21 protein-coding genes and 1 tRNA gene are annotated in these 17,662 nt (G+C 71.3%); 8 read left to right on the top strand and 14 right to left on the bottom strand.

Going from position 1 to position 17,662, the window contains the following annotated elements; translation table 11 throughout:
• Positions 1-465, bottom strand: a complete 465-nt coding sequence (locus DY218_RS07430; RefSeq protein ID WP_128555106.1) for a MarR family winged helix-turn-helix transcriptional regulator — start codon at positions 463-465, stop codon at positions 1-3.
• 257 nt (positions 466-722) lie between these two features.
• Between DY218_RS07430 and DY218_RS07425 the strand changes: the two genes are divergently transcribed.
• Positions 723-932, top strand: coding sequence for a hypothetical protein (locus DY218_RS07425; protein ID WP_128555105.1), 210 nt, complete (start codon positions 723-725; stop codon positions 930-932).
• 30 nt (positions 933-962) lie between these two features.
• Here the strand turns inward: DY218_RS07425 and DY218_RS07420 are convergent, their stop codons facing one another.
• The 8 genes from DY218_RS07420 to DY218_RS34450 form a co-directional block, all read right to left on the bottom strand.
• Entirely contained in the window at positions 963-1,805 is an 843-nt protein-coding gene (locus DY218_RS07420) for a hypothetical protein (protein WP_128555104.1), read from the bottom strand.
• Positions 1,806-1,871: 66 nt separating this feature from the next.
• Positions 1,872-2,732 carry an RNA polymerase sigma factor SigF gene (locus DY218_RS07415; protein ID WP_128555103.1) on the bottom strand — a complete coding sequence of 287 codons (861 nt, stop codon included), beginning with the start codon at positions 2,730-2,732 and terminating at the stop codon, positions 1,872-1,874.
• 225 nt (positions 2,733-2,957) lie between these two features.
• Positions 2,958-3,821 carry an RNA polymerase sigma factor SigF gene (locus DY218_RS07410; RefSeq protein ID WP_407703576.1) on the bottom strand — a complete coding sequence of 288 codons (864 nt, stop codon included), beginning with the start codon at positions 3,819-3,821 and terminating at the stop codon, positions 2,958-2,960.
• A 220-nt stretch (positions 3,822-4,041) separates the two neighbouring features.
• Positions 4,042-4,206, bottom strand: a complete 165-nt coding sequence (locus DY218_RS34455) for a hypothetical protein (RefSeq protein WP_199566649.1) — start codon at positions 4,204-4,206, stop codon at positions 4,042-4,044.
• A gap of 486 nt (positions 4,207-4,692) precedes the next feature.
• A tRNA-Ser gene (locus DY218_RS07405) sits at positions 4,693-4,780 on the bottom strand.
• Positions 4,781-4,849: 69 nt separating this feature from the next.
• The gene (gene tadA, locus DY218_RS07400) at positions 4,850-5,281 is read right to left on the bottom strand and encodes a tRNA adenosine(34) deaminase TadA (RefSeq protein WP_128555120.1); all 432 of its coding nucleotides are present in this window, start codon (positions 5,279-5,281) and stop codon (positions 4,850-4,852) included.
• A gap of 98 nt (positions 5,282-5,379) precedes the next feature.
• Entirely contained in the window at positions 5,380-5,916 is a 537-nt protein-coding gene (locus tag DY218_RS07395) for a tRNA adenosine deaminase-associated protein (RefSeq protein WP_128555101.1), read from the bottom strand.
• Between the two features lie 173 nt (positions 5,917-6,089).
• Positions 6,090-6,260: a hypothetical protein gene (locus tag DY218_RS34450; RefSeq protein ID WP_199566648.1), complete on the bottom strand. Its 171-nt coding sequence runs from the start codon at positions 6,258-6,260 to the stop codon at positions 6,090-6,092.
• Between the two features lie 95 nt (positions 6,261-6,355).
• Here DY218_RS34450 and upp point away from each other — a divergent pair, with 95 nt between their 5' ends.
• Positions 6,356-6,991: a uracil phosphoribosyltransferase gene (upp, locus tag DY218_RS07390; protein ID WP_128555100.1), complete on the top strand. Its 636-nt coding sequence runs from the start codon at positions 6,356-6,358 to the stop codon at positions 6,989-6,991.
• Positions 6,992-7,104: 113 nt separating this feature from the next.
• On the opposite strand, the gene DY218_RS07385 is transcribed toward upp, so the two are convergent.
• Together DY218_RS07385 and DY218_RS07380 are read right to left on the bottom strand one after the other, a co-directional pair.
• Positions 7,105-7,752 carry a LytR C-terminal domain-containing protein gene (locus DY218_RS07385; protein WP_128555099.1) on the bottom strand — a complete coding sequence of 216 codons (648 nt, stop codon included), beginning with the start codon at positions 7,750-7,752 and terminating at the stop codon, positions 7,105-7,107.
• A gap of 143 nt (positions 7,753-7,895) precedes the next feature.
• On the bottom strand, positions 7,896-8,192 hold the full coding sequence (locus tag DY218_RS07380) for a type II toxin-antitoxin system VapB family antitoxin (protein WP_003955420.1): 297 nt from the start codon (positions 8,190-8,192) through the stop codon (positions 7,896-7,898).
• A gap of 119 nt (positions 8,193-8,311) precedes the next feature.
• Here DY218_RS07380 and DY218_RS07375 point away from each other — a divergent pair, with 119 nt between their 5' ends.
• Positions 8,312-9,988, top strand: a complete 1,677-nt coding sequence (locus tag DY218_RS07375) for a helicase HerA-like domain-containing protein (RefSeq protein WP_128555098.1) — start codon at positions 8,312-8,314, stop codon at positions 9,986-9,988.
• 76 nt (positions 9,989-10,064) lie between these two features.
• Here DY218_RS07375 and DY218_RS07370 read toward each other — a convergent pair whose 3' ends face one another.
• Positions 10,065-11,657, bottom strand: coding sequence for a M28 family metallopeptidase (locus DY218_RS07370; protein WP_233521420.1), 1,593 nt, complete (start codon positions 11,655-11,657; stop codon positions 10,065-10,067).
• A gap of 174 nt (positions 11,658-11,831) precedes the next feature.
• On the bottom strand, positions 11,832-12,431 hold the full coding sequence (locus tag DY218_RS07365; RefSeq protein ID WP_128555096.1) for an HhH-GPD-type base excision DNA repair protein: 600 nt from the start codon (positions 12,429-12,431) through the stop codon (positions 11,832-11,834).
• 316 nt (positions 12,432-12,747) lie between these two features.
• Between DY218_RS07365 and DY218_RS07360 the strand changes: the two genes are divergently transcribed.
• The gene (locus tag DY218_RS07360) at positions 12,748-14,004 is read left to right on the top strand and encodes an MFS transporter (RefSeq protein ID WP_128555095.1); all 1,257 of its coding nucleotides are present in this window, start codon (positions 12,748-12,750) and stop codon (positions 14,002-14,004) included.
• Here the strand turns inward: DY218_RS07360 and mgtE are convergent.
• Entirely contained in the window at positions 13,968-15,380 is a 1,413-nt protein-coding gene (mgtE, locus tag DY218_RS07355; protein ID WP_233521419.1) for a magnesium transporter, read from the bottom strand. The genes DY218_RS07360 and mgtE overlap by 37 nt on opposite strands.
• Before the next feature lie 354 nt (positions 15,381-15,734).
• On the opposite strand from mgtE, the gene DY218_RS34920 reads away from it, so the two are divergent.
• The 4 genes from DY218_RS34920 (at position 15,735) to crcB (DY218_RS07335) (ending at position 17,661) form a co-directional block, all read left to right on the top strand.
• A complete protein-coding gene (locus DY218_RS34920) occupies positions 15,735-16,046 on the top strand; it encodes an FCD domain-containing protein (protein ID WP_407703575.1) in 312 nt (103 codons plus the stop codon).
• Between the two features lie 270 nt (positions 16,047-16,316).
• Complete coding sequence (gene crcB / locus DY218_RS07345) at positions 16,317-16,868, top strand: fluoride efflux transporter CrcB (RefSeq protein ID WP_128555093.1); 552 nt, start codon at positions 16,317-16,319, stop codon at positions 16,866-16,868.
• Positions 16,865-17,290 carry a DUF190 domain-containing protein gene (locus DY218_RS07340; RefSeq protein ID WP_128555092.1) on the top strand — a complete coding sequence of 142 codons (426 nt, stop codon included), beginning with the start codon at positions 16,865-16,867 and terminating at the stop codon, positions 17,288-17,290. The genes crcB (DY218_RS07345) and DY218_RS07340 overlap by 4 nt, the downstream gene beginning before the upstream one ends.
• Entirely contained in the window at positions 17,287-17,661 is a 375-nt protein-coding gene (gene crcB, locus DY218_RS07335) for a fluoride efflux transporter CrcB (protein WP_128555091.1), read from the top strand. Before DY218_RS07340 ends, crcB (DY218_RS07335) begins: the two co-directional genes overlap by 4 nt.
• The last annotated feature ends 1 nt before the right edge of the window (position 17,662 follow it).

The following is a 17,662-nucleotide window of genomic DNA, read 5'->3' as shown; positions in this document are numbered from 1 at the left end:
TTATGCGGGTGTACGGGTGGTGGTGCAGCGGGCGGGTCTGCAGTCGCCGAAGGCGTCGCGCAGCCGGGCCAGCAGGGTCACCAGGTGGCCGACGTCGTCGTCGGACCAGTCCTGGAGGTGGTGGGTGAGCGAGTCCATGTAGCGGCTCGCCAGGTCTTCGAGCAGCTCGGATCCGGCGGGAGTGAGCCGCAGGATCCGCGAACGCCGGTCGTCCGGGTCCGGGCACCGCTCGACCCAGCCGTGGCCGACCACATGGGCCACATGACGGCTCGTCACCGACATGTCCACCGCCAGGAGTTCGGCGAGCCGGCCCATCCGCATCTCGCCGTTCCGGTCGAGCAGCGTGAGTACGGCGGCCGAGCCCGGTGGGCAGTTGGCGGGCAGGATGCGCCCGAGTTCTCGTTTGACGGCGCCGATGGCGCTCAGTTGCCGGGCGAGTTCTTCGAACTGCTCCCGCGATGCCATGGGCACCCCCGATGTTTTGTTGCTTAGGGCAACGATAGATCTGCTTGGTTGCTGCAGGCAAATTGAAAGGGGGCGAGAGCGATAAAGGATTGGCAATGGGTGAGCAAATTTGCAATGAGACAGCAAAATGGCCAGGTGAACGATGTGCTCGCTGCGTGGCGATGCGGCTGCGTGGCGATGTGTTCGCGCCGTGGCGGTCCCGTGCCGCGGCCGCCCGGGGGTTGGGCCCCGTACCCGAATTCGCTAGGGTCCCGCCCATGGCACACAACCCCACCGCCCCCCAGGGTCCCGACGGCCAGCACGACCCCGCGGGCAGCACCCAGATGTTCCGCGCCTTCGTCGACGAGGGCGCTCCGCAGGGACAGCGTCAGGCGGCCGCCCCCGCCGGTCCCCGGATCGGTCTGATCGTCGGCGTCGTGGTCGCGGTGGCCGTCGTCGCCGCGGTGGCCTGGCTGGCCCTGGGCTGAGCCACGGCGGGGCCCGCCGTCACGGGCCCGCTACTTCCACTTCACCGCCACGTCCCGGGTCTCGACGTGCATGCCGAGCGGCACCCGCCACTCGGCCACGCACACCGTCCAGGTCTTCTTCTCGGTCGCGCCCGGAGCGATCGGCGCGGGCAGCTTCTCGGTCGACTCGATCGTCGCCCAGTCCACGCCCAGACCGCCGATCACATGCGTACCGAAGGTCACGGTGCCCGAACGCACCGCCGTCCCACCGGAGTTGTGGAACTTCACGGTGACCCGGTCGCACCAGCGCTTGTCCGCTGCCGCGAGCACGGGCTCGCCCACCTTCAGGACTGCGGGGCCGGCCGTCCCGCCTCCGCCGGGCTCCGGCGTCCCGCCCCCGCCGGTGGCGCCCCCGGATCCCGTACCGCCTCCCGATCCGCCGCCGCTCGCGCCACCGGTACCGGCGCTCTCGCCGCTCGCCGGATCGGGTGATCCGGACCCTCCGCCCGGGCCGCCCTTCGCGCCGCCGGCGCCCTCGGCGCCCTCAGCGCCCGCCGTACCTTTCGCCTCCTCGCCGGCCCCGGCCTTCCGGTCCGTCCCGGCCGCGCCGCCGGACTCGCTCCCGCGCCCCGCACCGGACCCACCTTCGCCGCGGCCCTTCCCGTCGCCTTCGCCCGCGCCGTCGAGCGGCACCAGCGTCACCTCGCCGCTCGGCGGTACGGGCTTCTGCGGCGCCCCCGAGGCCCCCGAATCGGCTCCGGCCGCGCCGAGCGGTACATGGCCGTCGGCGGACGCTCCCGCGCCGCAGGCCGCGAGCAGGCTTCCCAGGCACACCACGGCCGCCGAGGCGCCCATGACGGCACCGCGGCGGCCGCGTATCCAAGCTCGGTCCATCGCGCCAGTGTGTCTGACGAACCGTCAAATCTGAAGTCCGCGTGACGGGTTCAGGGGGTCGCGGGCTCAGTCCGCGATGAGGCCTTCCCTCAGCTGCGCGAGCGTGCGGGTCAGCAGGCGCGAGACGTGCATCTGGGAGATGCCGACCTCCTCGCCGATCTGCGACTGCGTCATGTTCGCGAAGAAGCGGAGCATGATGATCTGGCGTTCCCGCGGCGGGAGTTTGGCGAGCAGCGGCTTCAGAGACTCGCGGTACTCCACGCCCTCGAGCGCCGAGTCCTCGTACCCGAGACGGTCCGCGAGCGAGCCCTCGCCGCCGTCGTCCTCGGGCGACGGGGAGTCCAGCGAGGACGCGGTGTACGCATTGCCCACCGCGAGGCCGTCGACGACCTCCTCCTCGGACACCCCGAGTACCGCCGCGAGTTCGGGCACGGTCGGGGAGCGGTCCAACTTCTGCGCAAGGTCGTCGCTCGCCTTGGTCAGCGCGAGGCGCAGCTCCTGCAGCCGGCGGGGGACGCGCACCGACCAACTGGTGTCGCGGAAGAAGCGCTTGATCTCACCGACCACGGTCGGCATCGCGAACGTCGGGAATTCCACGCCCCGTTCGCAGTCGAAGCGGTCGATCGCCTTGATCAGGCCGATCGTGCCGACCTGGACGATGTCCTCCATCGGCTCGTTCCGACTGCGGAAGCGGGCTGCCGCGTAGCGCACGAGCGGGAGGTTCAGTTCGATCAACGTGTCCCGTACGTAAGCGCGTTCGGGGCTGTCCTCGTCGAGTGCGGTGAGCCGCAGGAACAAGGAGCGGGACAAGGTGCGGGTGTCGATGGCTGTCGATTCGACGTGGCTTCCGACGATGCTGTCGAGCCCGGATTCCGGTGTGCTCTTGGTGAGCGTGAGCACCTTCGAGCTGCCCTGTTCTGCGGACATGCCACCCCCTTGAGGTCGCGGACGGTCGCGGTGGCCGCTCCCGTCTTGAGGAGTGCAGCCTCCACCTGAATACCGGCTGAAGGGCTGCGGCAAACGCGGTTCCCGCAGAATGTCACATGTCGGCAACGCGCTGTAGCGCCAAGTCGACAAATGTGCGCAGGAAAAGGGCGGTCTGCGGCTTTTCTGTCGGCAAGTTCGGTTCGGGCGGACCGGTACCCGTACCGGTTACGCCTCGATCCGATTTGCGGATCGCAGACGTGCGAAGCTCCTGGCGAGCAGCCTCGACACATGCATCTGCGAGACACCCAGCTCGGCGCTGATCTGAGACTGGGTCAGATTGCTGTAGTAGCGCAGCAGAAGAATCCGCTGTTCGCGCTCGGGCAGCTGTACGAGGAGGTGCCGGACGAGGTCGCGGTGCTCCACACCGTCGAGCGCGGGATCCTCGTAGCCGAGCCGGTCGAGCAGTCCGGGCAGTCCGTCGCCCTCCTGTGCGGCCTCCAGCGACGTGGCGTGGTACGAGCGTCCGGCCTCGATGCAGGCGAGCACCTCGTCCTCGGCGATACGCAGCCGCTCGGCGATCTCGGCGGTGGTGGGCGAGCGGCCGAAGGCGGTGGTGAGGTCCTCGGTCGCGCTGGTCACCTGGACCCACAGCTCGTGCAGGCGGCGCGGTACGTGCACGGTGCGCACGTTGTCCCGGAAGTAGCGCTTGATCTCGCCGACGACGGTGGGCATCGCGAAGGTGGGGAACTGCACTCCGCGTTCCGGGTCGAAGCGGTCGATCGCGTTGATCAGTCCGATGGTGCCGACCTGGACGACGTCCTCCATCGGCTCGTTACGGCTGCGGAAACGCGCCGCCGCGTAGCGCACCAGGGGCAGATTGGCCTCGATCAGTGCGGCGCGCACCCGGTCGTGCTGGGGAGTGCCCGGCTCGAGTCCCTTGAGCTCGGCGAAGAGCACCTGGGTCAGTGCCCGGGTGTCCGCACCGCGCTTCTTGGCGGGAGTGAGGGCCCGTGCGGCCGCCCGGGACGGGGTCTGCTCGGTCTCCGCGGCCTCGTCCGCCCCGGCAGACGCAGCCTCCTGGGAGGGCACTTGAGGTGCGGTACTGGCCGGCACGTTCAACGCCACCCCGTTTCGAAAGAACCGTTCCACTCATCCGTCAAAAGCGGTCATAGCATCACAAGACATGTGCACTGTGTGCAAGCACCCAATAACTCCGTGTTGAGGTGCAAGTTGGGTCACAAACCAAAAAAGCCCCCCACGTTCGAGTGGGAGGCGTGCGAAGGCGCGCTCGACTGCCGCGCCCCGGTGGCTACTTGACGAGTTCGGTCATGAAGTCGCCGATGCCCTGCGCGGCGCTGGATATCCCCTCGAAGCCCACCTGGACCAGATCGGCGGCGCGCTCGGGGGAGGTGATGATCGTGTACAGGACGAAGACGATGACCATGTACAGCGCTATCTTCTTCGCTTGCCCCACCCCTGGCCTCCTGTGACCTGTCCCCGCGTGCAGTCGGGTGAGTCTATCCCGGGCCGTCCGCACCGCCAGGGCCCCGCCGATGCGTCCCGTCGCAGGGACCGGCGCCCCTGCCGGCCCGGGACCAACGACCCGTCCACCGAGGCCCTTTGCCTGCTCCGTACGGACCCGCCGGGGAGCAGGATGGATGGTGCAGCCCGCGGATCCTGGCAGGAGTCCGCAGGGCGCGGGACCGGGGCCCTGGACACCGGAGCCGCGCCGTCAGCTTCCCCCCTGACGGCGGCGCAGCTCGATCGGGCCCGGTCCTCATCGGGGGAGGCGGCTGATCCCCCCGTACGCCGCCTCCCTCGGCCTCCCCGTACGTACGAGGTGCTCCAGTGGCCGGCCGGCCGGCCGGACGACCCGACCCGACGCCCGCCCCCCCCAGTACGCCAAATGACGAGGCCCCGACCGGAGTTGAACCCGGTCGGGGCCTCGTCATTCTCAAGCTGGCGGTAGCGGTGGGATTTGAACCCACGGTGACTTGCGCCACACTCGCTTTCGAGGCGAGCTCCTTCGGCCGCTCGGACACGCTACCGAGAGAGATCCTAGCCCAAAGGTGCCCGTGCCCCGAAATCGGTATCCGGACCGCCCCGGGGGCCGCCCCTCACCGCGTACGGAAGAAGCGGCTCAGGACCGCCGCGCACTCCTCCTCCAGCACACCCGCCACGACCTCCGGCCGGTGATTGAGCCGGCGGTCGCGCAGCAGATCCCACTGGGAGCCCGCGGCCCCCGCCTTCTCGTCACGCGCCCCGTACACCACCCGGTCCACCCGGGACTGCACGAGTGCACCCGCGCACATCGCACACGGTTCGAGCGTCACGACCAGGGTGCAGCCGGTCAGGCGCCAGCCGTCGCCCACCTCCGCGGCGGCCCTGCGGACCGCGAGCACCTCGGCGTGCGCCGTCGGATCGCCGGTCGCCTCACGCTCGTTGTGCCCCGTGGCGAGCAGCTCGCCGTCCGCGGAGAGCAGTACCGCGCCGACGGGCACATCCCCGTCGGCGACGGCCCGCTCCGCCGCGGCGAGCGCGAGCCGCATGGGCTCCGCCCACCGCTCTCGTACGGGATCGAGCAGCGGCCGGTCGCTTGCGGGACCGTTCAGTGCAGGGTCGTTCACTGTCACCACAAGGTCGTTCACTAGCGGACGGCCTGCAGGATCTCCGAGGCACCGAGAGCATCGGCGATCTGCCCGAGCGCATCCGCCTCGAGGCTCAGCAGCTCCTTCTCGTCCATGCCCAGGTCGGCGAGGATCGCGATGTCCCCGACCGGCCCGGCCGGGACCGCGTCGGACGCGTCGCTGTCGGCGCCGTCGGGGCTGTCCTTGTCCGGTTCGCCGTCCTCGGTGCCGTCCAGGTCGACGAGCTCCTCGAGGGCGGCCAGGGTGTCGCCCGGGTCGCGGCCGAGCAGTTCGTCGGTGAGCAGGATCTCGCCGTAGCTGCTGCGGGCCGCGGCCTGCCCCTGCGAGACGTAGATCCGAGGGTCTTCCTCGCCGTCCACCCGGACGACGCCGAACCAGGAGTCCTCCTGTTCGATGAACACAAGCACCGTGTCGTCGTCGCCCGAGGCGTCCCGGGCCAGCTCTGTCAGGTCCGACAGAGTCTCCACATCGTCGAGCTCCGTGTCGCTCGCTTCCCACCCGTCTTCGGTGCGCGCGAGCAGTGCGGCGAAGTACACCGTGACTCTCCCACTGGTCTGAGGGCGTGCCGTTCGGGGTTCCCCCCGGCGGAGGTTGAAGGGCGATGTGCGAAAAGCGTCCCGCCCAATCGGCATCGTGGCAGAAACAGTCGCTCCGCGAGGCCTCTTCGGCCCGCTGTGTCCACGGCGAGCCGCGCCGCGATCCCGCGTCGCTACCAGCGGAACGTACGCATCCGCATCGCCTGCCTCATCCGTGCCGCCCGGGCGCGGCGCGGCTGGACCCGGTCACGCAACTCCTGTGCCTCGCGGCGCTCACGCAGAAACTGGGCACGCCGCCGCCGGCGCTCGTCGTCGGTCTCCCGACCTGCCTCGCGGTCCGGCATGGGTCACCACCCTGGGTCCGTCCCCACCACTTTCCCCCGTACGGCGCGTTTGATGCCAGCGCGAGCAGGTCAGGGCCCCGGTTACTGTGGTGTCCATGCGAATCCACGTCGTCGACCATCCTCTGGTGGCGCACAAGCTCACCACGCTGCGCGACCAGCGCACCGACTCCCCGACCTTCCGCCGGCTCGCCGACGAACTGGTCACGCTGCTCGCCTACGAGGCGACCCGGGATGTGCGCACCGAGCAGGTCGACATCGAGACGCCGGTCTCGACGACCACCGGTGTGAAGCTGGCCCGGCCCCGCCCGCTCGTCGTGCCGATCCTGCGCGCCGGTCTCGGCATGCTGGACGGCATGGTGCGGCTGCTGCCCACCGCCGAGGTCGGCTTTCTCGGCATGATCCGCAACGAGGAGACGCTGCAGGCCTCCACGTACGCGACGCGCATGCCGGAGGACCTGTCGGGGCGGCAGGTGTACGTCCTCGACCCGATGCTGGCCACCGGCGGCACGCTGGTCGCGGCCATCCAGGAGCTGATCCGGCGCGGCGCCGACGACGTGACCGCCGTGGTGCTGCTCGCCGCGCCGGAGGGCGTGGAGGTCATGGAGCGCGAGCTGGCGGGCACGCCGGTGACCGTGGTGACCGCGTCGGTGGACGAGCGGCTCAATGAGCACGGCTACATCGTCCCGGGACTCGGTGACGCGGGCGACCGGATGTACGGGGCGGCGGAGTAGCCTCCGGCGACGATCGAATGCGGCGGACGGGCCGGCGGCGCAGAGCCCCGGCCCGTCCGCCGTATCGCTTGTCGCTCGTCGCTCGTCGCTTCAGGCCGGGTGCCGGACCGGGCTCAGCAGCGGTTCTTGGTCGCTTCCGGGGCCGGCTTCGTCAGGGCGGCCAGTGCCTTGTCGGCCTCGGCCTTCGGGGACAGCTTCTTGAAGGCCGTGCCGATCACCAGGTCGACCTCGTCGCCGTCGCGGGCGACCGCCTTCGTCTCGGCGCCGGACAGCTGGGTGCCGAGCACCACAAGCGCACCCTCGGTCGCGGACGGCGGGCCGAGGAGCAGGCCGGCGCCCTTGACCTTCTTGTCGTACTCCTTGGTGGCGTTGCCGACTTCGCCGATCTTGAAGCCACGTTTCTTCAGCTCGTCGGCGGTGGTCTTGGCGAGGCCGCTGCGCGGCGTGGCGTTGAGGACGTTGACCTTGATCTTCGCCGGGGCCGGCAGGGTCTTCGGATCCGGTGTCTTCGGGGGTGTGGCGGACGCGCTCGGCTTCCCGGGCTTGCAGTCCGGTGCCTTCGCGGCGACCGTCTTCGACCCGTCGTCGCCGGAGAAGACGTCGACGAGCTGGACGGTGCCCCAGCCGAGCAGGCCGAGCGCCGCGAGCGAGGCGACGGAGACGAGCACGATCCGGCGACGGCGGCTGCGGCGCATCCGGGGGTACTTGTCTCCCTTGATGCGGTACTGGCCGCCCATGCCGGGGGGAGTGAGCATGCTCATGGGCGCAGCGTAGTGCGGCCGGGCAGTGATTCCTACTAAATGATCAACAGGTGGTGCGCGGCGCTACCCAAAAGGGGCAACGGCGTCACGCGGGGCTGCCGCCGAGCCGGACGAATCGGGCGTGATGTGCGGCGGCCCGCGGGTCAGCCCAGCTCGAGAACGCGGGCGTGCAGGACCTGGCGCTGCTGCAGTGCGGCGCGCACGGCGCGGTGCAGTCCGTCCTCCAGATAGAGGTCGCCCTGCCACTTCACGACGTGGGCGAAGAGGTCGCCGTAGAAGGTGGAGTCCTCGGCGAGCAGGGTCTCGAGGTCGAGCTGGCCCTTGGTGGTGACGAGCTGATCGAGGCGGACCGGGCGCGGCGCGACGTCCGCCCACTGCCGGGTGCTTTCCCGGCCGTGGTCGGGGTAGGGCCGGCCGTTTCCGATGCGCTTGAAGATCACACGGAAAGCCTACCGGGCGAGCCCCTCCGGGCGCAGCCAGGACGACGGAGTGCGAGCCTGGGAAATCATGCCCGAACAGGTACAGAACGGACCTGTCCAAGCGGGAGCAGAGGCCTGAGATGAGCGACAGCGAGCGGAGCGCCCCGACGGGCGACGTGAGCGCCCCGACGGACGACGTGAGTGCCGCGACAGAGGGCGCGCCGGATGCGCCACCGGCACCCGCGCTGCCGCAGGAGGCGCTGGAGATCGCCGCCGGATACGCCTTCACGGGCCCCGCGCTCGACCTCGGCGCGCTGCTCTGGGACGGGCAGTGCCTCCCCGACGCCCAGGTGCGGATCCCGCTGGCCATGCTGAATCGGCACGGCCTGGTCGCGGGCGCCACCGGCACCGGCAAGACGAAGACGCTGCAGCTGATCGCCGAGCAGCTGGCCGGTCAGGGGGTGCCGGTGTTCCTGGCCGACGTGAAGGGCGACGTCTCCGGGATCTCCGCGCCCGGAGCGGCGAACGAGCAGGTCGAGGGGCGGGCGCGCGAGGTCGGCCAGGAGTGGGAGGCGCAGGGCTTTCCCACCGAGTTCTACGCGCTCGGCGGGATCGGGCCCGGTGTGCCGGTCCGGGCGACGATCACCGGCTTCGGGCCCGTACTCCTGGCGAAGGTGCTGCAGCTCAATCAGACGCAGGAGCAGTCGCTCGGCCTGATCTTCCACTACGCCGACCAGAAGGGCCTCGAGCTCGACGACATCAAGGACCTGAAGGCGGTCGTCGCCTTCCTCACCTCCGAGGAGGGCAAGCCGGAGCTGAAGAACATCGGCGGTCTGTCCACGGCGACCGCCGGCGTCATCCTGAGGTCGCTGACCGCCTTCGAGGCGCAGGGCATGGAGCCGTTCTTCGGCGGGCCCGAGTTCGATGTGAGCGAGTTCCTGCGGACCGCCGCGGACGGGCGGGGGCAGGTGTCGGTGCTCGAGCTGCCCGCCGTGCAGGACAAGCCGCAGCTGTACTCGACGTTCCTGATGTGGCTGCTCGCCGATCTGTTCAACCGGCTGCCGGAGGTCGGTGATGTGGACCGGCCGAAGCTGGTGTTCTTCTTCGACGAGGCGCATCTGCTGTTCAGCGGTGCCTCGAAGGCGTTCCGCGAGGCGATCACGCAGACGGTGCGGCTGATCCGTTCCAAGGGCGTCGGGGTCTTCTTCGTGACACAGACCCCGAAGGACGTACCGGCCGATGTCCTCGGGCAGTTGGGCAATCGGGTGCAGCATGCGCTGCGGGCGTTCACCCCGGACGACCAGAAGGCGCTGAAGGCCACCGTCAAGACGTTCCCGACCTCGGCGTACGACCTGGAGGAGCTGCTCACCGGGCTCGGCACCGGGGAGGCGGTGGTGACCGTGCTCAGCGAGAAGGGCGCGCCGACGCCGGTGGCGGCGACCCGGCTCAGGGCGCCCGAGTCGCAGATGGGGCCGGTCGACGCGGCGGCCCTGGAGGCGGCGGTACGCGGGTCGCAGCTCTACGACCGTTATGCACAGGCTGTGGACCGGGAGTCGGCCTTCGAGAAGCTCGGGCAGCGGCAGGCGGAGAGCGAGGAGCGGGCGCGGGCCGAGGCGGCGACGGCGGAGCAGGAGAAGCAGGCGGCGGCGGAGGCGAAGGCCGCGGCGCGGGGCGCCAAGGGCCGTGACGGCGGGGACCGTTCGGTGATGGATCAGGTGGTGGGCAGTGGGATGTTCAAGTCGCTCGCCCGGTCGCTCGGTACGCAGATCGGGCGGGAGATCTCGCGGTCGGTCTTCGGGACCCGCCGACGGCGCTGAGCCCGGGGGCGCCGATGGTCGGTGCGAGGCCTGAACTCCCTGGTGGCAGAGGGGAGTTCAGGCCCCGCGAAGTCGGTCAGCTGCGGGCCCGGTCGTGCGCCGAGTGCAGGCCGCCGCTGCCCGCGGTGCCCTCGGTGGCGGCCTTGGTGACGGGGCGGGTCAGGGAGCGCTGGTCGTGGGCGTAGGTGCCGACCGCGTTCGCGATGACGTCGATGTTCACGTCGAACGACCTCATGTCGATGTTGTCCAGGTCGTCGCAGGCCGAGTGGTAGCACGCGTCGTAGGCGACGCCGGCCTCGCCGCCGTACTTCGCCGCCTGGTCCTCGGTCTTGATGCCCTCGGCGCCGGTGAAGGTGCCGCCGGCCGGGATGCCGGCCTCGATGAACGGGCCGTAGTCCGAGCGGCCGTCGAAGTCGGTGCCCTCGTGCGGCTCGCCGCGGCGATCGAGGAACTCCGTGATGTCGCGCTCGAGTTGGGCCGAGCCCTCCGGGCCCGGACCCTCGCCGTCGTTGTCGGAGTCGTCGCCGTCGTAGACGAACTGGGCGGCGTTGGGCGAGGCGATCATGTCGAAGTTGAGGTACAGGGCGATGTTCTCGCGCTGGGCGTCGGTGAGCTTCTCGACGTACTTCTCGGAGCCGACGAGGCCGTTCTCCTCGGCGGACCAGAGGGCGAAGCGGACCTTGTTGCGCGGCTGCTTGTGGGGGTGGCTGCGGGTCTCCTGGGCGAGTTCCAGGGCGACTTCGAGGAGGCCCGCGGTCCCGGAGGCGTTGTCGTTGATGCCCGGGCCCTCGGTGACCGAGTCGAGGTGGGCGCCGAGCATCACGGTGTTGTCGGACTTGCCGCCGCGGGTCTCCGCGATGACGTTGCGGGTCTCGCGCTCCTCCTGCAGCTCGCGGACCTCGAGATTCACCACGACCTCGCCCGCGTCCGCCGCGGCGGCGAGTTTCTCGCCCTCCTCCTGGGTGATGCCGCCGGTCGGGATCCTCGCGTCGTCGGTGCTGCCGATGGTGCCGGAGAGCGCGCCCTCCTCGTTGTTGTAGATGATCGCGCCGATCGCGCCCGCGTCGGCGGCCGCGGCCTGCTTCTCGGCGAACGAGCAGGCGCCGCGCTGGATCAGGGCGATCTTCCCGTCGTAGTCGCCCGCCGCGTAGTCCTCGGCCTCGCAACCGGTGGTCTCGTCGGTCGGCACGTGCGCCAGCGCGGCCTGCACGCCGCCCTCCGGGGTCGACTTGGTGTACGTCATGGACTCGATGTCCACGTCACGGGCCTCGGGCGAGACGACGGCCAGCTTCTCGGCGAGGGTCTCGGTGTAGGTGAAGCGGAAGGTGTCGTAGCTGACGCGGTAGCCGGCCTTGCGGAGGAGCTTGTACACGTACGCGGCGGAGGCGTCGTGACCGGGTGAACCGGCCGCGCGGTGGCCGGAGTTGGCGTCCGCGATCCGCTGGAAGCGCTCGAGGTGGCGGTACGCGCCGCGGGCGGAGGAGTCCCGGACGAGCTCCCGGCTGAGCTTGCGCGCGTCCTTCGCCGGGTCGCCGTGGCCGGGGCCGTGGCCACGGTCGGCGGTGGCCGGGCCTGCGGCGGTGAGCAGCAGGGGTGCGGTGAGGGCGGCTGCGGCGAGTGCGGCGGTGGTACGGCGGGTGGTTCTCGGTGCGCGGGCTGCGGACTTCACTGGTGGGTCCCTCCCCATGCGTGGTGGACACGGTGCTCGGTCGTGTGGACACGAGGCTGGGGGGAACGTAGCGATCACGGTGGGGCGGCGGAAGACCGCGCGGCGGGAGGTGCGGGTGGAACCGCCCCGATGGCGGACGGGGACCCGCCGGGTCGGCGTGCGGAAGGTGCCAGGTCAGGCCTTGGGCTTGGCCTTCGCGGCCTTCGCGGCGGCCTTGGCCTCCTGCTTGTGGGCGCGGACCTTGGCCAGGGTCTCGGGGCCGGTGATGTCCGCGGCTGAGCGGAACGAGTCCTTCTCGCCGTACGCGCCGGCCGCCTCGCGCCAGCCCGTGGGGCGTACGCCGTACTGCTTGCCGAGCAGGGCGAGGAAGATCCTGGCCTTCTGGTCGCCGTAGCCGGGCAGGGCCTTGAGGCGGGCGAGCAGCTCCTTGCCGGAGCCGGCGTCGCGCCAGACGGCCTCCGGGTCGCCGTCGTACTCGTCGACGAGGTACTGGCAGAGCTGCTGGATGCGGCCGGCCATCGAGCCCGGGTAGCGGTGTACGGCGGGCTTCTCGGAGAGGAGGTTCGCGAAGGCGTCCGGGTCGTACGCGGCGATCTCGTGGGCGTCGAGGTCGTCTCGGCCCAGGCGGGTGGCGATGGTGTACGGGCCGGCGAAGGCCCATTCCATGGGGACCTGCTGGTCGAGGAGCATGCCGGTGAGGGCGGCGAGCGGGCTCCTGCCTAGGAGGGCGTCTGCGTGTGGCTCCTGGGCGAGGTGGATGGTTGCGTTCTTCATGGCTCGATGATGGCGGATGCGGGGCGCCTGCGCCTGCCACCTGCCGGTGGGGGGTGAGGGTTTGACCTGGCGGTCCTGCTGGGGTGCCGTTCTTTGTCCTCAAACGCCGGACGGGCTGAAAAATACGCCGGCCCTGGCGGGCCTTGTCCTCAAACGCCGGACGGGCTGAAAAGTACGCCGGACGGGCTGGAAAGTACGCCGGAGGGCTGGAAGGTACGCCGGACGGGCTGGGATTGGGCGGTGGTGGAAAGTGGCCCAATGAAGTCTGGTGGTATTGGACCAGAGGATGGAGCCAATTCGGTCGTACCGTCGAGGCATGGTGCAGTGGGTTCGGGAAGTATTGCCGCCGGCCGGGGTGCAACGGGTCCTGGCCGGGGCCCAGTTGAGCAATTCCGTGGGGGACGGGGCGTACTACGTCACGTCGGCCCTGTACTTCACCCATGTCGTCGGGCTCGCCCCGGCGCGGATCGGGCTCGGGCTGACCGTGGCCTGGGGGATCGGGTCGGTCGTCGGGGTGCCGCTCGGGCGGCTCGCCGACCGGCGCGGGCCGCGCGGGACCGCGGTGCTGCTCGCGCTTGCGACCAGTGTCGCGGTCGCGTCGTTCCTGGTCGTACGGGACTTCGTACCGTTTCTGATCGCCGCCTGTCTGTACGCGAGTGCTCAGTCGGGGCTTGCCGCCGCGCGGCAGGCGCTGCTGGCCGGGCTCGTCCCCAAGGAGGAGCGCACGGGCGCGCTGGCGCATCTGCAGTCGACGCTGAACGCCGGGCTCGCCGTCGGTGCGGCGATGGGCGGGCTCGCGCTGCATGCCGGGACCGAGGCGGCGTATCTGGCGGTGTTCGCGCTGGACGCGGTGAGCTTCGCCGGATGCGCCCTCGTACTGCTCCGGCTGCCGGTGGTCGCGCCGGCGGGAGCCGGACGGCAGGGCGCCGGGCGGGCCGTGCTGCGGGACCGGCCGTACGCCCTGGTGACGCTCGTCAACACCGTGCTGCTGCTGCGGATGCCGCTGCTCAGCGTGGGTCTGCCGCTGTGGATCGTGGAGCGCACCAGCGCGCCCGAGTGGCTGGTCTCGGCCCTGTTCATCCTCAACACCGGTGCGGTGATGCTGTTCCAGGTGCGTACCGCCAAGGGCGTCAGCGGGCTGCGGACCGCCGGGCGAGCGCTCCGGAGGTCGGGCCTGATCATGCTCGTGACCTGCGGGATCTTTGCGTTCTCCGGGGTCGGTGGGCCCTGGGTGGCGGCCGCGCTCCTGGTGATCGCGTCCGGGACCCTGGTGTGGGGCGAGATGCTGCACTCCGCCGGGTCCTGGCAGATCAGCTTCGAGCTCGCTCCGGCCGGGAGCATCGGTGAGTACCAGGGCTTCTTCGGTACGGGTGTCACCGTGGCCCGTACCGCGGGGCCGCTGCTGCTGACCTCCCTGCTGATCGGTCTCGGGCCGGCGGGCTGGGTGCTGCTCGGCGTCGTCTTCCTGGCGGCCGCCTGGGCGATGGGCCCCGCGGCGCTGTGGGCCGAGGGGCGGCGCGGCGAGCCGGACGCCGCCTACACGCCCATGACGGCCTTGGCGGTGAGGAAGTAGATGACCAGACCGGTCGCGTCGACCAGGGTGGTGACCATGGGGGCCGAGACCACCGCCGGGTCGATGCGCAGCCGCTTGGCGAGCAGCGGCATGGTGCCGCCGATGGTGGCGGCCCAGGCGCAGATCAGTACGAGCGTGATGGCGACGACGACGGCCACCTTCGCGTTCACGAACAGGGTGCCGACCACCAGGCCGAGCACCGCGAGCAGCGAACCGAGCACGAGTCCGACCCGGGCCTCGCGCCAGATCACCTTGAACAGGTCGGAGCCGCGCACCTCGCCGACCGCGAGCGCCCGCACGCAGGCGGTGGCGGCCTGGGCGCCCGCGTTGCCGCCGGCGCCGATCAGCATGGGGATGAACATGGCGAGAGCCGCGACCTCTTCGAGGGTGCCCTCGAAGAGCTGTGTCACCGAGACCGTGAGCGTCGCCGCGACCAGGAGCAGGCTCAGCCACAGGGCGCGGTAGCGGGCCAGGCGCCAGACGCCGGTCGCCATGTAGTGCCCCGACCAGGGGCTGGCACCGGACTGCCGGGCCATGTCCTCGGTGTCGGCCGCCTCGATGACCTCGACCGCGTCGTCGATGGTGAGCAGGCCGACGAGCCGGCGTTCGCTGTCGACCACCGGCAGGTTCAGGTCGTTCGTCTCGCGCATCAGGCGGGACGCCTGCTCGGCCGGGTCGCCCGCGTACGCGAAGGCAGGTTCGGTGACGACCAGGTCGGAGACCATCGCGTCCGGGGCGCTGAGCACCAGCTCGCGCAGCTCCACGATGCCGGTGAGGCGGCGGCCGCGGTCGACCACCGGGAGTGTGTACACGGTCTCGGCGTGCGGGCCTTTGCTGCGTACGGTCTCCAGGGCCTGCTGCACCGTCAGATCCTGGGCGAGGGCGACGACTTCGGGCGTCATGTAGCGGCCCGCGGAGCCCTCGGGGTAGCCGAGCAGCGCGGACGTCATGCGGCGTTCGTGGGTGCTGAGGCCGGCCAGGACCCGCTTGGCGACCTTCGCGGGTGCCTCGCGGAGCATCCGGGCGCGGTCGTCCGGCGCCATCGACTCGACAAGCTCCAGGAAGGAGTGGTCGCGCAGCCCCTCCAGGATCTGCTGCTGGTCGACCGGCTCCAGCTCCTCGAAGACGGTGAGCGCCCGGTCCTTGTCCAGGAGGCGGAAGGCGACGCCGGCGTCGACGGCGTCCATCCGGGCGAGCTCGTCCGCGATCAGGTGCGGCGGATTGGTCTCCAGCCACTCGAGGGCGGCGTGCAGTTCCTGATTCTCGATCAGATCCTTGAGGGACTGGGGCAGTTCGGCGTGCACGTCGGTGGCCATGGGCGGGCGTGCCTCGTCGGGCCGGGTGCCCTCGGCGTCCTGGATGGGCGGCTGCGGCATGGGATGTCTGTCCTCGGTACGGCCGCGGGGAGGCGCGGCACGGCAAACGGGCGGTCGGGGACACATCGCGGGCATCGCATGCGGGGGTTCCGGCTGCGGGTTCCGGTCCTGCGCTCCGCACAGAGGGGATCGCCGGTCAGGCGCAGCTCAGGAGTGAAGGGCCCGGGCCGCCGTCGTACACGGGAGGGCTGCGGTGCCGCGAGGTGCTCGTCGACTGGGAGGCTCGCCACGCATCGCGACCACCTCCGTCCCACGCTTCGACGTCTCGGCCGACTCGGTCCGTGCCGTGCCGGTCGCTGCCTTCGTGCGTCGCCCGATCGCCGGGGACGCCGTCAGCGAGGGTACCGCGCCCCGGTGAACGCGCCCACCGCGCATCTGTCCGGTGCTCCCCCCCCAGGGGTCGGCGATATCGCGCTGCACGCCGCGGTGGTCGGTGCCGCCCACAATCCCGTGCTCACCGGCCTCTTCGAGGAGTTCGTGCCCGTACTGCAGAGCGGTCTGACCGAGCTGCTCGACCTGCTCGAGCTGCGTGCGGCCGATCCCGCGCACGGGGACGCGAGCCATGCCGCCCTGGTCGAGGCGGTCGTCCGCGGGGACGCGGATGCGGCGGGGCGGGTGCTGCGGGAGGAGCTGCGGGGCACGCTGGAGCGGTTGCAGGCGGTGTGACGGGCGGCCGGCGGGCGCGCGGCCGCGACGACAGGGGCGTACGGGACCGGCCCCGCGCCGAGGTGAGCGCGCCGTCCGCCGGAGCTACCCTGGGTCGAGCGCGTCCCAGGACCCGTCCGGCAGTACCGGCGACCGAAGGCCGTCGCGCGGCGGTGGGGCCCGCCGTACCCGAACCGCGGATTCCTCCGCCAACGGTCCCTGCTTGTGGCGAAGCCTGCCCTGCGCGTCCCGCCCGGGACGTCGGCGGGGCGACGCGCGAGTAGGAGACGCATGCCCGAGTCAGTTCCCGAGAGTGCCTTCGGCGCCCGACCCGCGGGGCCCGCACCCGGCGCCGGCGACATCGATCCCGATCTCGGTCCGGGTCCCGCTCCCGAGGCCGGCCCACGGCCTTCCGTACGCACCGCACGCCGCCCGTCGGCGCTGCGCGGTCAGTGGCCCGTGGTCGCCGCGGTGGCGCTCGGCGGCGCGCTCGGCGCCACCGCCCGCTACGCGGCGCAGCTCCTGTGGCCGACACCGGCGGGCGGATTCCCCTGGACCACCTTCTGCGTGAACGTCGCCGGCTGCGCGGTGATGGGTGTCTTCATGGTGCTGCTCACCGAGGTGTGGGCGGCGCACCGCCTGGTCCGGCCGTTCTTCGGGACCGGGGTGCTCGGCGGATTCACCACCTTCTCGACGTACGCGGTGGACGTCGAACGCCTGGTGGACGCGGCGGAACCGGCCCGCGGTCTCGCCTGTCTGGTGGCCACACCGGCGGCCGCGCTCGCCGCCGTCGCACTCGCGGCGTGGCTGACCCGCCGCGCCCTGGAACGGAGGAGCCGATGACGCCCGACGACGACGCCACGACGCCCGCGGCGGATCGTACGACGCCCGCCGCGGACCACAGAACGCCCCCGGGAACCACCCGCCTGACCGGCACCGCACTGCGCGTCACCGTCTTCGTCGGTGAGAGCGACCAGTGGCACCACCGCCCGCTCTACACGGAGATCGTGCACCGCGCGCACCAGGCCGGCCTGGCCGGCGCCAGCGTGTTCCGCGGCATCGAGGGCTTCGGCGCCTCCTCGCTGATCCACACCCACCGGCTCCTTTCGCTCAGCGAGGACCTGCCCGTGGCGATCGTCGTCGTGGACGACCACGAGCGCCTGCGCGCCTTCCTGCCGCAGCTCGACGAGCTGGTCGGCGAGGGCCTGGTGATCCTCGACGACTGCGAGGTCATCCGGTACGTGGGCAGGGAGCGCGAGGCATGAACTGGCTCCTGGTGATCATCGGCGGCGCGGTCGGCGCACCCCTGCGCTACCTCACCGACCGGACCGTGCAGAGCCGGCACGACACCGTCTTCCCCTGGGGCACCTTCGCGGTGAATCTGGCCGGCTGCCTGATACTCGGCCTGCTCACCGGCGCCGCCCTGGCCGGCGCGGCCTCCTCGCACTGGCAGCTCCTGCTCGGCACCGGCCTGTGCGGCGCCCTCACCACGTACTCGACGTTCTCGTACGAGACGCTGCGGCTGCTCGAGACCCGCGCCCGCTTCTACGCCCTCGCCAATGTGACGGCGAGCGTGGTCGCGGGCGCGGGGGCGGCCTTCGCGGGGGTGGCGGTGGCGGAGTCGCTGTGGGCGTGAG

The organism is Streptomyces triticagri (assembly GCF_003429565.1).
GTDB lineage: Bacteria > Actinomycetota > Actinomycetes > Streptomycetales > Streptomycetaceae > Streptomyces > Streptomyces triticagri.
This window is presented reverse-complemented; position numbering and strand designations above follow the sequence as displayed.

Excerpts from the sequence above, each read along its gene's own strand:
- DY218_RS07360 (WP_128555095.1), top strand. The coding sequence starts at position 12,748 with ATGGTGCAGTGGGTTCGGGAAGTATTGCCGCCGGCCGGGGTGCAACGG.
- DY218_RS07385 (WP_128555099.1), bottom strand. The coding sequence starts at position 7,752 with ATGAGCATGCTCACTCCCCCCGGCATGGGCGGCCAGTACCGCATCAAG.
- DY218_RS07375 (WP_128555098.1), top strand. The coding sequence starts at position 8,312 with ATGAGCGACAGCGAGCGGAGCGCCCCGACGGGCGACGTGAGCGCCCCG.
- tadA (WP_128555120.1), bottom strand. The coding sequence starts at position 5,281 with ATGCGGCTCGCGCTCGCCGCGGCGGAGCGGGCCGTCGCCGACGGGGAT.
- DY218_RS07430 (WP_128555106.1), bottom strand. The coding sequence starts at position 465 with ATGGCATCGCGGGAGCAGTTCGAAGAACTCGCCCGGCAACTGAGCGCC.
- crcB (WP_128555093.1), top strand. The coding sequence starts at position 16,317 with ATGCCCGAGTCAGTTCCCGAGAGTGCCTTCGGCGCCCGACCCGCGGGG.
- upp (WP_128555100.1), top strand. The coding sequence starts at position 6,356 with ATGCGAATCCACGTCGTCGACCATCCTCTGGTGGCGCACAAGCTCACC.
- crcB (WP_128555091.1), top strand. The coding sequence starts at position 17,287 with ATGAACTGGCTCCTGGTGATCATCGGCGGCGCGGTCGGCGCACCCCTG.
- DY218_RS07415 (WP_128555103.1), bottom strand. The coding sequence starts at position 2,732 with ATGTCCGCAGAACAGGGCAGCTCGAAGGTGCTCACGCTCACCAAGAGC.
- DY218_RS07425 (WP_128555105.1), top strand. The coding sequence starts at position 723 with ATGGCACACAACCCCACCGCCCCCCAGGGTCCCGACGGCCAGCACGAC.
- DY218_RS07340 (WP_128555092.1), top strand. The coding sequence starts at position 16,865 with ATGACGCCCGACGACGACGCCACGACGCCCGCGGCGGATCGTACGACG.
- DY218_RS07420 (WP_128555104.1), bottom strand. The coding sequence starts at position 1,805 with ATGGACCGAGCTTGGATACGCGGCCGCCGCGGTGCCGTCATGGGCGCC.
- DY218_RS34450 (WP_199566648.1), bottom strand. The coding sequence starts at position 6,260 with ATGCCGGACCGCGAGGCAGGTCGGGAGACCGACGACGAGCGCCGGCGG.
- mgtE (WP_233521419.1), bottom strand. The coding sequence starts at position 15,380 with ATGCCGCAGCCGCCCATCCAGGACGCCGAGGGCACCCGGCCCGACGAG.
- DY218_RS07365 (WP_128555096.1), bottom strand. The coding sequence starts at position 12,431 with ATGAAGAACGCAACCATCCACCTCGCCCAGGAGCCACACGCAGACGCC.